The sequence below is a fragment of the Vibrio sp. 10N.261.46.A3 genome, from assembly GCF_041472995.1.
GTDB lineage: Bacteria > Pseudomonadota > Gammaproteobacteria > Enterobacterales > Vibrionaceae > Vibrio > Vibrio coralliirubri.
The window spans coordinates 1-14,583 of sequence record NZ_JBFRRH010000087.1; the positions used below are offsets into that span (position 1 = coordinate 1).

A 14,583-nucleotide genomic window follows, 5' to 3' on the forward strand; every position below is an offset into this window, starting at 1 on the left:
GGGGTGTGAAGCCCAATGGAACGAAAACGTACGCTAAGCTTTTTTCGCCATTAAACGCTCACTTACCAACTTTTTAGCAACGCGAATTAGGGGTTTTGCGCTCATTTCAGCGAAAAGTCCAATGTAAGCCGTTAGCCCTTTATTTATAAGGGCTTTGAAGGAGGACTGGTTGGGAAAGATCTTAATTTTCACATTAAAGTAGCGAACTTTTTATGTGGGAAGCACAACTATTACCTTACAGCTCTAGCACGTCTCTGGACAAAAACGTTTCAGAGGCTTTGCTAAATTAGTAAGTTATGGATAACTAAAAGTATCGAAAGTTGCTTAACTTGGTGTCCAATATTGATGGTGCAGATTACTTAGTGGTCTTTACAGAATAATTTATTTACAAACACTCATTCCTTAAGAGTTTCTTAAGTTTCGCGTTTTATTTTGTCAATAACTACTCAAACAAAGGAAGCGCTCATGAAACACCATGCACAAACTTCTGCAGATGGCTTTACTTTAGACATCGTTTATCCAATGCATCCGCTTTGGAGCCAAGTTATCGAGCATGTTTCTCAGCGTTATCAAGAAGCATTCTTTGCCGAGCTCAAACAGTTTATGCCGGCGTATTTAACCCTCATTGAAGGCGGCCAAATTGTTTCCGTATGCGGCTTTCGCATCGCCGAAGATGAGCCTTTGTTCCTTGAACAGTATTTAGAAGACGACGCCCAAAAGCTGGTTTCTAACGTATTTAACTGCGACGTAAAACGTTCGAACTTAGTGGAGTTTGGTCACTTGGCATCTTTCGCTAAGGGCATGTCATCTCTGCACTTTTACCTCATCGCAGAAATGCTGGTCAACCTCGGTTTTGAATGGTGCATCTTCACCGCGACAGACCCACTTCACGCCATGATGGCGCGCCTAGGATTGGAGCCTCATATCATCGCGCAGGCCGATAAAAACAAAGTCCCCGATGCCGAGTCCACTTGGGGGTCATACTACGAACATCAACCGCGTGTGTTAGCTGGCAATTTGCAAAAAGGACTCGAACGTCTTCGATTAGTCCAAGAAAGAAAACGCAAACAAGCCTAGATAGAAAAGTAAACGTCGTTAAAACCGCAAACACAACCAGAACAACTTGGTTAAACACAACGCCAGAATATAGGTGAAGTATGAATATTCTCCTCGATGTCATTACAAAATGGGCAAAAACGACACCAGACCGAGCAGCACTTGTCGGCTACGAAGCGAATCAAACGGTTGAACTAACTTACTCTGAAGTGTTAAACAAGATCGAGCTCGTTGCCGCCGAGCTTATTGCACAGAACATCAAAGCACTCGCGCTACGCGCAGAAAACGGTATCGATTGGGCCATTGTTGATTTGGCGGCGATGGCGGCAGACATAGTCGTCGTACCTATTCCGACTTTTTTCTCTGATGCACAAGTTGAACATACGTTAGAGCAATCAGGCGTCGATGCTTTAGTCGGCGATTGGCAAGCATGGTTGGCTTCTAATCCTAAGCAAAGCTTTAACCAGCAAGACCATCCGTTTTCCATTGCAAATTTGCCTTTGCTGCGTCGTAGCCAGTTGAGAGATGAAGATACACAGGTAGCTTATCTACCAGAAACCGGAAAAATCACATTTACGTCTGGCTCGACTGGTCAGCCTAAAGGCGTGTGTTTAAGCAATGATCATTTGTGTTTGGTGGCGAAATCGATCGCCGACGCAGTAAACGGCACGGCGCACTCACACTTAGTGCTGCTTCCGTTATCGACGCTTCTCGAGAACATAACCGGCGTTTATGTCCCACTCATGTTGGGCGTGACGTCATATATTTTACCCGGAGAGCAAACCGGCTTACTCGGTTCAAGCCAATTCGAACCGCATCTGTTTGCACAAGCATTAGCGACCATCAAACCAGAAAGCTTAGTGCTAACACCGGCTTTATTGCTTGCGCTCATTCATATCGCGAAACAGCAGCCCTCTCTTGTGGATTATCTAAAATTTGTTGCTGTTGGCGGCGCAAGAGTGTCGTCGCAACTGATTAACACCGCGCATGCGCTGAACATCCCTGCGTTTGAAGGTTATGGCTTGTCTGAATGTGGCTCCGTCGTTTGTTTGAATACACCAGCCGCATTTAAAGCAGGAACGTGTGGCAAACCACTTCCCCACGCTCAGATTCGTATCGCGGAAGATGGTGAACTGCTCGTCAAAGGCAACGTTGCTCTTGGTTATTTGAATGAGCCGTTTACTCAAGAATGGTTAGCAACTGGCGACTTAGCCCAAATTGACGCGCAAGGTTTTGCCACTCTCTCGGGGCGTAAGAAGAACCTTATCGTCACCGCGTATGGCAGAAATGTCTCACCGGAATGGATTGAATCAGAAGCGTTGGCGTTTTTGCCGATGACGCCGCTGATCGTTACTGGCGATAGCCAACAAACATTATGCGCTGTCATTGCCAATAGTGAAGACGTCGAATCAAAGGTTCATGCATTAAACCGAACCCTACCCGATTACGCACAAATCCGAACCTTATTGCTACTGGACTACCCACGAGCCATCTCTGATTGGTACACGGATAACGGCAAGCTCAAACGAAATCAAATCGAACATGATGTGGCTCAGTTATTAGCGAGCACAACGCCTGAATTAACGCTGCAAGCGCAAAAGCTCCAACGCATCGATTTGCCCTTTCAGCAACACATTACGTCTTTCCAAACTGCATCTTAGTTAACGGCTTCTTAAGGAGAAGGTTATGACTTTATTTTTCGAACAACTCAAACAAAGCACTGCCGCTGCTCAACAAGCAATGTTAACTGCGCCAGTCATCGCAGAGGTTCAACAAGGAAACATTTCCAAAGATATGTATATCGCCTTTCTCACCCAAGCTTACCATCACGTTAAGCACACCGTTCCCTTGCTGATGGCGTGTGGAGGCCGACTATCTGGCGAATACGAATGGGTACGAGATGCCATTGCCGAATACATCGAGGAAGAGAAAGGCCATCAAGAATGGATTTTAAATGACATCAAAGCGTGCGGCGGCGATGCCGAAGCGGTACGCAATAACAAAGGTATAGGTCAAGTCGGTGCGCCGATTGAATTGATGGTTTCCTACCTTTACCACAAAATTGACCGCCACAACCCACTCGCGCTGTTTGGGATGGTGTGGGTATTAGAAGGCACCAGCGTCGGCATTGGTGGCCAAATGGCAGAAAAAATCCAGTCAACGCTAAGCCTACCGCCTTCAGCAATGACTTACTTGGTTTCACACAGCGTGTTAGACCAAGATCATCTGCAATTTTTTGAATCACTGATGAACAAAACCACCAAAGTGGAAGATCAACAAGTCATCATCGACTCCGCAAAAATGGTGTTCGCATTGTACGGACAAATGCTGCGTTCTTTGCCTTCTTTCTCAACCCAACAAGCGGCGTGAGGTGAAGCATGATCATTAACAACAGCACCATTCTCCTGACAGGCGCAACGGGCGGAATAGGGCAAGCCATCGCGCAAGAGTTAGCAAAACGCGGTGCCAGCCTCATTCTTGTTGGGCGAAACGAAGAGAGCTTGCAAACTCTACAGCGCGAACTGTCGAATCCAGAACGCCATGACCTAGTCGTTGCAGACATCACCTCATCAGAAGGATTAACTACGATTAAAGATCGAGCGCGCCAACATCTAAAAGTGGACGCACTGATTAACAATGCAGGCAGCAACGATTTCTCGTTGTTATGCCACAAGCGACCAACGCAGGTTGCAGACGAAATCCAACTCAATCTCGTTGCGCCGATGCTGCTGTGCCAATCGGCGTTGACGTGGTTAAAACAGCCTGGGGTGATTCTCAATATTGGTTCCACATTCGGCTCAATTGGCTACCCAGGCTATACCTCCTATTGCGCGGCAAAAGCGGGGTTGCACCGTTTTACCGAATCGCTCGACAGAGAACTGTTCGCAACCGGAATCCGTGCGCTGTATTTGGCACCAAGAGCGACAGAAACCTCACTCAATAGCGATGCCGTCAATGAAATGAATCGACAGCTGGGTAACAAAACGGACTCGCCGCAAGTTGTAGCCGATCACGTTGTCACCATGTTGGAAAAAGAAATTTCCGCGAAATGGATTGGTTGGCCAGAAAAGCTTTTTGCTCGCATCAATCAACTACTTCCAAGCGTGGTTTCTTCTGCGATTCGTAAGCAGCAAGAAACCATTCACCAATACGTAAACCGAGTCAGTCACTGAAGAGGACATGGACGATGAATACAAAACGACTACTTTTCGCTTTGACGGTTTGTTCAACGTTAGCTTCGACCGCTGTGTTGGCAGGTAATGCTCCACTGCAACAGGTTCAAAAGAAATGGGCGGAATGTCAGTATAGCACGCCCGATGGTGACGAGAAGGAACAATGCTTCCATCGTGCGATTGCCAAAACCAGTATTTATCTCGACAGAGAACCCGGCAATCCCGAACTCACTATTTGGCTGGCAATCAATAAAGCATCGCTGGCTGGTGCTCAAGGTGGCTTAGGTGCACTATCACTCGCCAAAGAAGCCAAATCTTTACTCGAAGGGGTAATTGCAACGTCACCGCAAACGCTCGATGGCTCTGCATACACCAGTTTAGGTTCTCTGTATTACAAAGTTCCGGGGTGGCCAATTGGCTTTGGTGATGACGATAAAGCCGAAGAAATATTGAAAAAAGCGTTAGAGATCAATCCAAAAGGCATCGATCCGAACTATTTTTATGGAGACTTCCTTGCAGAAGAAGGTCGAGACAAGGAAGCGAAAGTGTATTTGACTCGCGCAATGCAAGCATCACCTCGCCCTGACCGACCTTTGGCAGATAAAGGCCGAAAACTGGAAATTGAAGCGACTCTTGGGAGATTGAAATAAATCATGCGCTTATTACTCGTAGAAGATGACAAACTACTCGGTCAATCCATGGTGACTTCATTAAGTCGCCATGGTTACACTGTGGATTGGGTGGAAAAAGGGTCTGGCGTGACTAGCGCACTCAAAACAGAAGCGTTCACCGCCGTAATATTGGATCTCACTCTCCCCGATATCGATGGACTGGAAGTTCTGCGTAATATTCGCAAAGGCGGATTTAAGCTCCCAGTGATGATACTTACCGCACGAGACGACATTCGCGATCGCGTTCAAGGCCTTGATGGCGGCGCAGATGATTACCTCGGAAAACCGTTTGCACTCGAAGAGTTGCTCGCTCGCTTGCGTGTGTTGATTCGCCGTCAATCCGGTAGTGCAGAAGAAATCATTCAAGTTGGACAGTTATCTTTATCCTTATCGGAACAAAGCATTCGCTACGATGACGCGCCGCTTAAACTCACACGCAATGAATTTAAAATCCTCACCAGTTTGATGACGAACGCCGGACGCGTGCAAAGTAAGGAGCAATTGCAACAATCACTGCACGGCTGGGATGAAGGTTCAAGCGACAACGCTATCGAAGTTCATATTCACAATTTGCGTAAAAAAGCGCCCAAAGTGGTCATTAAAAATATTCGCGGTGTGGGGTACATTCTTGAAAGATAAGAAATCGTACTCGATCAAACGTCAGTTAACTCTATCAGTAGTCGTGTTGGTAAGTGTTCTCTTACTCATCTCACTTTATTTCAGTTTCCAATCTGCGAAGCACGAAGTCGAAGAAGTTTATGACGCTAGGCTTGGACAATCCGCAAAATTAATGTTGCTGACGCTCTCAATTTCAACGGAAGAGAGGACTCTCGCTAACCATCGAGAATTATTTAATGAGTGGATGGAAAACATTGAGTCAATGTCAAAGTCTGACGACGACAATGTCACAAAGTTCGGCCACCCTTATGAACAAAACTTGGTTTTTCAATTCTATCGAGACAACACACTAATCTGGAGCTCTGATCAAAGCTTGCACGCACTCTCTACGTCCTTTGATAATAACGGCTACGCTGATATCGTAAAAGACGCTACACAATGGCGTACATTTCAGATTTCACTACCACAAACAAAACATGATAATGAATACGTCGTGGTTGCAGAAAAATACAAGATACGTAAAGAGATCATCCACGAAATTGCCCTATCCACATCAATAGAACAATTGCTGATACTACCAACTTTGTTGCTTTTGCTGTTTTGGTTGATCGATAAACATTTCCGACCGATTAACGACCTGCGCACCGCCATCACACAAAGAAACGTACACCGATTAGATCGCATTCATGTAAAAGACAACACCGTTGAACTCGCACCACTTGTCGATTCGCTCAACTCTCTCCTCTCTGAACTAAAGTTAGCCTGGCAAAGAGAGAAACGCTTTACACGTGCTGCAGCGCATGAACTAAAAACCCCACTAACAATCCTTCGTCTTAACGTAGAAAATGCGCTTGAAAGTAATGATCCGGAGCAACTGAGAGGAGATTTACTCAACATTCTGCAAGGCATTGAACGCACTGACCGCCTTATCCATCAGCTACTGACTTTAGCTAAAGTAGATAGCTTATCAGAACGTGTATTCGACACCGTTGAACTAACCCCTTTGTTGCAAACCGTTGTTGCTGATTTGGCACCGTTAGCATTGAAGCATAAGCAAGACATCAGTTTATCATCTTCCAACATCGCTATATCAGGTGATCGAATGTTGTTAGAGGTGTTATTTCGTAACCTCGTCGATAATGCGATTCGTTACTCCGGCGAACACAGTGACATCCAAGTCAGCGTCATAGAGAAAAATAATACAATCAAAGTTTTAATTTCCGATACTGGCCCAGACATCCCGAAAGAAACTCGTGAAAGAATCTTCGAACAGTTTTATCGGGGTCATTCCGAACATGGCGACGGTGCGGGTTTAGGGATGTCAATTTGCAAAGACATTACTGCACTACACCGTGCAACACTTGAGCTCATTCCCAGAGAAAATAGTAGGAATACGTTTATAGTAGAGTTCCCAAAGTATGGAGAAAGAGCATAAGTAGATTTCATCAAGAAATGTGCTTATCAGGCTCACATTAGTATTTGTATGATCATTTTTATTAATAGTATTTGATTGAGTATTTAGTCTAACAAATAATGGGGCGTGCGACGTGAGGTCGTATGAAGCGCTGTTCACCGCTTAATGTGTGAACCATCTGTATCACCAGATGAACCTAGGACTCTGAATAAAGTAGCGAGTCTGACAATGTAACGAAGGCTGGTCATGCACCAGTCGGGATCTAAATCGCGAGAGAACGATCCTCCTGATAACCACAATCGGGTGAGTGCTAGGTAGTCAGCATGATGAACATAAGTGAATCCGCATAAGGTGCGTTATATGATGAATCAGCGGAAGTGGTTAATACGCTGTGGCCAAAAGGCATGAGAGTCGGAAAGAGATTGCCCCGTGCTCTTTCGTGATCGTTGAACTCTCCGCACTATAGCGGGCATCTACACTGACATTGCGCGACATACGGAACACGGTAAGCCTGTATCACTCCCTCTGGGAAAGCCTTCGTGGCCGATAGTGATGCAGGTATAGGAGGTTGGAAAAAGCGAAGGCTGCATTGTAACGATGCAGATACAGATTCATATCTGATCACGAAAGTGGGCTGACTTCCGACTGGTCTTCCGTTGCAAGAGAATTTGAAGAACTTTATTCAAGGAGAAACGCAAATGATGATTTCAAAAGAGATTAGTGCCTCTCCTGACAGTGCTCAATGGCAATCCACCAATTGGAAAGACGTTGAATCTCATGTTTTAAAGCTTCAGATGCGTATTGCAAAGGCAACACGAGAAGGTAAACACAGCAAAGCGAAAGCGTTGCTGTGGATACTGACTCACTCGCGATCAGCAAAACTTCTTGCTGTTAAGCGGGTATCACAAAACAAAGGCAGTAAAACGCCTGGAATTGATGGCGTTATCTGGAATACAGATACGCGCCGCATGAAAGCGGTCAATCAATTGAGCAGAAAAGCTTATCAAGCCAAACCGCTCAAGCGTATCTACATCCCCAAGAAAAATGGCAAACTCAGACCACTGGGTATCCCCTGCATGGTCGATAGAGCGCAGCAAGCGCTTCATCTTCTTGCTCTGGAGCCTGTATCAGAAACACTTGCCGGCCCTAACAGCTATGGATTTAGACCAAACCGCAGCACTGCCGATGCAGTCGCACAGTGCTTCAAGTGTCTGGCATTAAAGAAATCAGCTCAATGGGTTCTTGAGGGAGACATCAAAGCCTGTTTCGACAAGATCGGACATCAATGGCTTATGGACAACATTGCCGTAGATAAACGTATGTTGGAACAATGGCTAAAGTCTGGTTTTATAGACAAAGGGTTGTTCTATCGCACTGACGAGGGAACACCACAAGGTGGGGTCATATCTCCGACCTTGATGCTTATGACTCTTGCAGGGCTTGAGCAACGCATAAAGTCTACTGCACTAAAAAAGGGTGCTAGAGCCAACTTTATTGGATACGCCGACGATTTCGTCGTCACCTGTGCTTCAAAGGAAGTGCTGGAGAACGATATTAAACCGTTGATTGCTGATTTCTTAGCAAAAAGAGGCTTAACACTCTCCGAAGAGAAAACGCACATTACCCATATCAGCCGTGGTTTTGACTTCTTAGGCTTTAATCATAGGAAGTACAAAGGGAAATTGCTCATTAAACCGAGCAAATCCAACACACTGCTGTTCTTGAGTAACTTGCGTGAACTCATCAAAAAGCACGCAACTATCCCCGTTAACGATTTAATCAAGTTGGTAAATCCGAAACTCAGGGGCTGGTCGAATTACTATCGACACTGTGTAGCTAAACAGGTATTCGGATATGTAGGTCACAAGCTATTCCATGCGTTATGGCACTGGGCTAAAAGGCGTCATCCAACAAAGTCTAGAACTTGGGTCGCTCTTAAATACTTCATCAACCGTCAAGGTCAATGGCAATTTCACGGTTGGCAGAAGATCATGAATATGGATTGTCAGTTCAATCTGTTTCAAATAGCCAAAGTGCCGATAGAGAGACATGTGAAAATCAGGAGTGCCGCTACACCTTTTGATCCTCAACACCAAGAATACTTGGCAAAGAGAAAGTCAAAGAGGCAAAGTCGCAACTCTTGGCATGAGCCTGCTCTCACTGCTTTGTAAGTTGCTGGGTGCCAACTGGTGCCTTCGTGAAGGCTTGAGCCTAGTGCGGTGAAAGTTGCACGCTGGGTTCTTAGAGGGGCGACACTTGGTAACAGGTGTCGTCTACTCGACAAATGTTAGTTTCAATCTTTGTCTTTCGAGACTTGCTCAATAGTATCAATTCAGGAAAACAGTAAAGGTTGTGACATCACAACAGAATGAGGGCCTTTATTCTATCGATAGTGCTCCCTGAAAATCAGGCGAACGACCACTTGGTTTAGAATGAAACGATTTAAGCAGGATGGACTAAAATATGAGCTTGATTCGATTTAGCATTCCACTCTTTCATCTCAGCGATGAATAGACCATGAGCGTTGATTGAGTTAATCAGTTCTGGGGCTTGTTCTGACTGCATCAACATAGAGAGCGGGGTAATCTGTTTATGCTCCTGATCAAAGCCATGTTCTATTTGCTCTTCGAGCATATAGAGAATACATGATTCGGCTTGACTGCCTTCTTCGAACAATCGTGATTCAATGCCTTCAGTGTCATAAAGGTGAACCAATAAATTGTAGAGCTTTTCTGCACCGACGAGCTTGGTGCGGGCAGCTTGTGAATTCAGCTCATGTAGCCGCATCTCTAAGTTCCCGCCCTTTTTCCTAGCAACATTGATCATCAATTTGAGGTCTTTTTTGATGTTAGATAACGATTTATCCGTAAGCTTAGGCTTGAGAAATTTAATCAGAATTTCATTGCGGGCTGGCACAGGCACAAAACGGGAAGATGTCGCAACCCTGCACAATAAATGGAGTAAGGCATGGGTAATAACGTTATGTAAGTTGTGGTAGTAGTCAAAGTCTTTCTTAATCTGCATGAGTGGGTAAAGCCATTACTATGTCTTATTCAAGTTTGAGGGAAAGAGACGCTGACAATGTCATCGCCTTATCCTAGCCTCGTATTTTAGTTAAAAAAGCGCTCTCGCGCTTGCTTAAAGCGTATCAATATCCTTTGCCTTGGGCGTCTAAGCGTTCACTTTTTAGTTTCTTTGCCACTCGAATCACCGTTCTAGTGGACACATTCGTCAAATTTGCGGTATCACTGATACTTAACCCGTTGATAACTCTTAACTGATAGATTTTTTCGTGAAGCTGGAGGTCAGCTTGCCTTCCACGATACTTTCCCTCTTCTCGGGCTTTTATGATCCCTTCAGCTTGTCGACGCCGACGATCTTGGTAATCTTTTCTTGCAATCGCTGCGAGCATATCCATCATCATCCCGTTAATGGCTCTGATCATAGAGCGAGTGAACTCGTCGGTAATATGTGGTGCAAAAGCGATATGGCTGGTCGGTAAGTCGAGGCTGACAACCTTAAGATCCTTTTGGTTCAGCATTTCCTTTAATTTAAACCAACTTTTTTCATCAAGACGTGAAAGGCGATCTATCTGCTCAATGATGATTGCATCGCCTTTCGCTGCATCATCAAGTAATCGTAGTAGCTCTGGTCTTTGTAATGATGCACCTGATTCATTCTCAATATACCAACCAGCTACACGATAGCCTTTATCTTGAACAAAGCTCTGTAAGGTACTCTGAGCTCGTTTTGCATTTTGATCAGATGTTGATGCTCTAAGGTAGCCAAAGATGTACATAATCTGCCCTAAGTGACATTTAAGTTATGATCTAATGTGGTGTGTCATATAGGTTATGACAAATATATAAAAACTGCCACTTTTAATCTATGATCATGGGGTGTACTTCATTGTCATACGAAGATCGTGATTTGATTTTGAATTTTAGTTGACCTATTATTGGTGTGTTAATTATTCACACATGTAGGTGAAAATATGTCACGCACAACTAGTGTTACGATTGGGTCTCAGCTAGATGAGTTTGTCGGCCAACTCATAGCGACTGGTCGCTATGGCTCAACAAGCGAAGTAGTTCGTTCTGCATTGCGGCTACTCGAAAGGCAAGAGAAACAAACCACGGCTCTAAAAATGGCGATTGAAGCCGGAGAGCAGAGTGGTCAATGCTCATTATCACTTCATGACATTGCGACTAAAGTAAAGCAGAGACACAATGTATAAACTTTCCAACCTCGCCGCAGAAGACTTTGAGCATATCTTTGAATACACCCTATTGAACTTTGGCATAGAGCAAGCGGATGCTTATACAGACAGTATGCATGACGTTTTGCTAACGCTTGCAGAACAACCTTTGATGGGTTACGAGTGCTCCGAAATTGCCGAAGGGCTTCGCCGCCACGATCACCATAAACATGCTATTTTTTATCGCCCACAACCTCATAGTATTTACATAATCCGTATTCTTCATCAGCAAATGGAACCATTGCGGCATTTCCATCCAGATATTTATTAAAATTCCTCATGGCTTACATGCCGGAAATGGGAAAACAATACGTCACTGATTTGAGTTTGTGTAACCAATAAGAGGTTTTGGCTATGCCCGTAGATTTTTTAACCACTGAACAAAAAAATAGTTACGGGCAATTTAATGGGGAACCGAATGATGTTCAATTGGCGCGGTATTTCCATTTGGACGAGGCTGACTTAGCTTTTATTACACAAAGACGTGGTGAACACAATCGATTTGGAGTCGCTCTGCAATTAGGTTGTGTTCGCTTTCTTGGTACTTTCTTAATCGATTTAAGTCAAGTCCCAACGAATACCCAATGGTTTGTCGCAAGGCAACTGAATATAACCAATATTGGTATTTTGTCTGATTATTCTCAGCGCGAAACCACACGCCGCGAGCATACCGCTCTGATCCGCAATCAATATGGTTATCGTGAGTTTGTTTGGCCGTGGTCATTCCGGTTATCCCGCCTTCTCTATAGCCGGAGTTGGATCAGTAATGAACGCCCGAGTTTACTGTTTGATTTAGCTACCGGATGGCTGGTCCAACACAAAATCCTTTTGCCAGGTGCGTCAACGTTAACGCGCTTGATTTCACAAATCAGAGACCGAGCAGAAAACCGATTGTGGCGGCAACTATCCAGCCTCCCAAATTCGGAGCAGCAAGCTAGATTGGACTCCTTACTACAAATTCCTGAAACAGCCAGAACATCACACTTCGACCGTTTTCGTAAGGGGCCGGTCAATGTCAGTGGCCCTGCATTTAATGAGGCCATTGAACGTTACAAAGCACTTCAAACCTATGGGATAACTGAACTGGATTTTACTGGTATTCCTCCCGTCCGGTTTAAGCATATTGCCCGCCATGCTGGAATGATCTCGGCATACAAAATAGGCCGTATGCCTGAGACTAAACGTACTGCGATACTCGTGGCTTTTGTGAAAGCCTATGAAATTATTGCATTAGATGAAGCATTGGATGTACTGGATCTTTTGATCACCAACATCGCTGGCGAAGCGAAGAAATTAGGACAGAAAAAGCGTCTTCGTACTCTGAAAGATTTAGATAAATCTGCACTAGCTTTAGCCAAAGTTTGTACTCTGCTGCTAGACGACAACCTAGATGATGAGTCGCTACGTCCGTCAGTCTTTGCTAAATTTTCACGGGAAAAGCTAGCGCAATCTATTTCTACCGTACACGAGTTAGCCCGACCTTATGATGACAATTTTCATGAAGAGATGGTTGAACAGTACGGGCGAGTTCGGCGTTTTCTACCAAAACTGCTTCGTGATATCGAATTTTCCGCCGCTCCTGCGGGAGACAAAACGCTTGAAGTTCACCAGTACTTAGCACAACTACTCGACTCAAAAAAACAAATTCTTGATGATGCGCCAGTGGATATCGTATCTAATCCATGGAAGCGATTGGTATTAGATAAAGATGGTCGGGTGACTAAACGAGGCTACACACTGTGTTTTTTGGATAAATTACAGGATAGCTTGCGCCGACGAGATATCTATGTCGAAAACAGCGATCGCTGGGGCGATCCGAGAGCCAAACTTTTGCAGGGGCAAGAGTGGCAGTCCAACCGAATTCAGGTCTGTCGATCACTGGGACATCCGCTAAACGCAAAAGAAGCCATCGATGCGTTAGTCAGGCAACTGGATACAACCTATCATCAGGTTGCCGCAAATTTTGACGATAATGGTTCGGTGGATATTGATATCTCGGGGAAACGACCGGCTCTGACCATCACAAATATTGATAGACTAGATAACCCTCCGAGTTTACAAGGCTTATCCAAACAAGTGGAGGCGCTACTTCCTGCCATAGACCTCACAGAACTGCTACTTGAAATCAATGCTCACACTGGCTTTGCCGACGAGTTTACCCATATTAGCGAATCCAATGCTCGTGCTAATGATTTAACGGTAAGTATCTGCGCCGTGTTATTGTCCGAAGCTTGCAATATCGGCTTAGAGCCACTGATAAAATCTCATGTCCCCGCCTTGACCAGACACCGACTCAGTTGGGTTAAGCAAAACTATTTACGAGCAGAAACGCTAGTAAAAGCCAACGCGAAACTTGTCGATTTTCAGTCTACTCTTGCGCTAGCTAAGCATTGGGGCGGAGGAGAAGTTGCCTCTGCTGACGGGATGCGATTTATCACACCAGTAAGAACCGTCAATTCAGGAGCAAACCGAAAATACTTTGGTTCCAGCCGTGGTATCACATGGTATAACTTCATCTCTGATCAATTTTCTGGATTTCACGGAATCGTTATACCAGGAACACTACGAGACTCCATATTCGTATTGGAAGGATTACTGGAACAGCAAACCGGATTAAACCCTACCGAGATCATGACGGATACCGCCGGAGCCAGTGACATGGTATTTGGTTTATTCTGGTTGTTGGGGTATCAATTTTCGCCACGATTAGCCGATGCGGGTGAATCGGTATTTTGGCGTGTAGATAAAGAAGCGAATTACGGCGTACTCGATGAGCTAGCTCGGAGCTGCGTAAATCCTCAAAAAATTGAGCTTCACTGGGATGACATGATGCGTATCGCCGGCTCTCTTAAACTAGGGAAAGTGCAGGCATCAGAACTGATTCGGTCATTACTTAAAAGTGACCGTCCATCAAGTCTGGCCCAAGCCATTATCGAAGCTGGCCGTATCAATAAGACATTATATTTACTGAATTACATCGATGACGAAGACTATCGACGCAGAATTCTAACCCAATTAAACCGAGGCGAAAGTCGTCATGCCGTAGCCAGAGCCATTTGTCACGGTCAACGCGGTGAAATCCGCAAACGTTACCGAGAAGGGCAAGAAGATCAATTGGGTTCGCTTGGCTTAGTCACTAATGCCGTTGTACTGTGGAACACCATGTATATGCAAGCTGCATTAGAGCACATAGAACAGCAAGGTGAAACACTAAAAGATGAAGACATTGCAAGGCTATCACCACTCAGTCATAAGCATGTAAATATGTTGGGGCATTACTCATTTACATTGACCGAACAGGTTTTAAATGGTGAGTTAAGACCGCTTAAACAGCCGTCAGAACAGGAAAATTTTGCTTAGCGTACGTTTTCGTTCCATTGGGCTTCAGACCCC

13 protein-coding genes are annotated in these 14,583 nt (G+C 44.9%); 11 read left to right on the forward strand and 2 right to left on the reverse strand.

Features of this window, described 5'->3' with window-relative positions:
• The first annotated feature begins 465 nt into the window (after nt 1-465).
• The 8 genes from AB4484_RS19645 to ltrA all read left to right on the forward strand — a co-directional run bounded on the left by AB4484_RS19645 (nt 466) and on the right by ltrA (nt 9,103).
• Complete coding sequence (locus tag AB4484_RS19645) at nt 466-1,077, forward strand: thermostable hemolysin (RefSeq protein ID WP_372079914.1); 612 nt, start codon at nt 466-468, stop codon at nt 1,075-1,077.
• Nucleotides 1,078-1,157: 80 nt separating this feature from the next.
• Entirely contained in the window at nt 1,158-2,717 is a 1,560-nt protein-coding gene (locus AB4484_RS19650; protein WP_372079916.1) for an AMP-binding protein, read from the forward strand.
• 25 nt (nt 2,718-2,742) lie between these two features.
• Nucleotides 2,743-3,426 carry a TenA family transcriptional regulator gene (locus tag AB4484_RS19655; protein ID WP_017063793.1) on the forward strand — a complete coding sequence of 228 codons (684 nt, stop codon included), beginning with the start codon at nt 2,743-2,745 and terminating at the stop codon, nt 3,424-3,426.
• 8 nt (nt 3,427-3,434) lie between these two features.
• A complete protein-coding gene (locus AB4484_RS19660; protein ID WP_017063792.1) occupies nt 3,435-4,229 on the forward strand; it encodes an SDR family oxidoreductase in 795 nt (264 codons plus the stop codon).
• 14 nt (nt 4,230-4,243) lie between these two features.
• On the forward strand, nt 4,244-4,879 hold the full coding sequence (locus AB4484_RS19665; RefSeq protein WP_372079919.1) for a tetratricopeptide repeat protein: 636 nt from the start codon (nt 4,244-4,246) through the stop codon (nt 4,877-4,879).
• A gap of 3 nt (nt 4,880-4,882) precedes the next feature.
• Complete coding sequence (locus AB4484_RS19670) at nt 4,883-5,539, forward strand: response regulator (RefSeq protein WP_005393404.1); 657 nt, start codon at nt 4,883-4,885, stop codon at nt 5,537-5,539.
• Entirely contained in the window at nt 5,529-6,953 is a 1,425-nt protein-coding gene (locus AB4484_RS19675; protein ID WP_065585212.1) for a cell wall metabolism sensor histidine kinase WalK, read from the forward strand. Before AB4484_RS19670 ends, AB4484_RS19675 begins: the two co-directional genes overlap by 11 nt.
• Nucleotides 6,954-7,630: 677 nt before the next feature.
• Entirely contained in the window at nt 7,631-9,103 is a 1,473-nt protein-coding gene (gene ltrA / locus AB4484_RS19680; RefSeq protein ID WP_372079922.1) for a group II intron reverse transcriptase/maturase, read from the forward strand.
• A gap of 271 nt (nt 9,104-9,374) precedes the next feature.
• Here the strand turns inward: ltrA and AB4484_RS19685 are convergent, their stop codons facing one another.
• Together AB4484_RS19685 and AB4484_RS19690 are read right to left on the reverse strand one after the other, a co-directional pair.
• Nucleotides 9,375-9,956, reverse strand: a complete 582-nt coding sequence (locus AB4484_RS19685; protein ID WP_372079924.1) for a DUF2913 family protein — start codon at nt 9,954-9,956, stop codon at nt 9,375-9,377.
• A 124-nt stretch (nt 9,957-10,080) separates the two neighbouring features.
• Entirely contained in the window at nt 10,081-10,731 is a 651-nt protein-coding gene (locus AB4484_RS19690; protein ID WP_372079926.1) for a recombinase family protein, read from the reverse strand.
• Between the two features lie 195 nt (nt 10,732-10,926).
• Between AB4484_RS19690 and AB4484_RS19695 the strand changes: the two genes are divergently transcribed.
• The 3 genes from AB4484_RS19695 (at nt 10,927) to AB4484_RS19705 (ending at nt 14,550) form a co-directional block, all read left to right on the forward strand.
• Nucleotides 10,927-11,169, forward strand: coding sequence for a type II toxin-antitoxin system ParD family antitoxin (locus AB4484_RS19695; protein WP_016151373.1), 243 nt, complete (start codon nt 10,927-10,929; stop codon nt 11,167-11,169).
• On the forward strand, nt 11,162-11,461 hold the full coding sequence (locus tag AB4484_RS19700) for a type II toxin-antitoxin system RelE/ParE family toxin (RefSeq protein ID WP_372079928.1): 300 nt from the start codon (nt 11,162-11,164) through the stop codon (nt 11,459-11,461). The genes AB4484_RS19695 and AB4484_RS19700 overlap by 8 nt, the downstream gene beginning before the upstream one ends.
• Nucleotides 11,462-11,544: 83 nt before the next feature.
• The gene (locus AB4484_RS19705) at nt 11,545-14,550 is read left to right on the forward strand and encodes a Tn3 family transposase (RefSeq protein WP_372079929.1); all 3,006 of its coding nucleotides are present in this window, start codon (nt 11,545-11,547) and stop codon (nt 14,548-14,550) included.
• The last annotated feature ends 33 nt before the right edge of the window (nt 14,551-14,583 follow it).

Coding starts and splice junctions, on each gene's coding strand:
- AB4484_RS19645 (WP_372079914.1), top strand. CDS start 466: ATGAAACACCATGCACAAACTTCTGCAGATGGCTTTACTTTAGACATC.
- AB4484_RS19650 (WP_372079916.1), top strand. CDS start 1,158: ATGAATATTCTCCTCGATGTCATTACAAAATGGGCAAAAACGACACCA.
- AB4484_RS19655 (WP_017063793.1), top strand. CDS start 2,743: ATGACTTTATTTTTCGAACAACTCAAACAAAGCACTGCCGCTGCTCAA.
- AB4484_RS19660 (WP_017063792.1), top strand. CDS start 3,435: ATGATCATTAACAACAGCACCATTCTCCTGACAGGCGCAACGGGCGGA.
- AB4484_RS19665 (WP_372079919.1), top strand. CDS start 4,244: ATGAATACAAAACGACTACTTTTCGCTTTGACGGTTTGTTCAACGTTA.
- AB4484_RS19670 (WP_005393404.1), top strand. CDS start 4,883: ATGCGCTTATTACTCGTAGAAGATGACAAACTACTCGGTCAATCCATG.
- ltrA (WP_372079922.1), top strand. CDS start 7,631: ATGATGATTTCAAAAGAGATTAGTGCCTCTCCTGACAGTGCTCAATGG.
- AB4484_RS19685 (WP_372079924.1), bottom strand. CDS start 9,956: ATGCAGATTAAGAAAGACTTTGACTACTACCACAACTTACATAACGTT.
- AB4484_RS19690 (WP_372079926.1), bottom strand. CDS start 10,731: ATGTACATCTTTGGCTACCTTAGAGCATCAACATCTGATCAAAATGCA.
- AB4484_RS19695 (WP_016151373.1), top strand. CDS start 10,927: ATGTCACGCACAACTAGTGTTACGATTGGGTCTCAGCTAGATGAGTTT.
- AB4484_RS19700 (WP_372079928.1), top strand. CDS start 11,162: ATGTATAAACTTTCCAACCTCGCCGCAGAAGACTTTGAGCATATCTTT.
- AB4484_RS19705 (WP_372079929.1), top strand. CDS start 11,545: ATGCCCGTAGATTTTTTAACCACTGAACAAAAAAATAGTTACGGGCAA.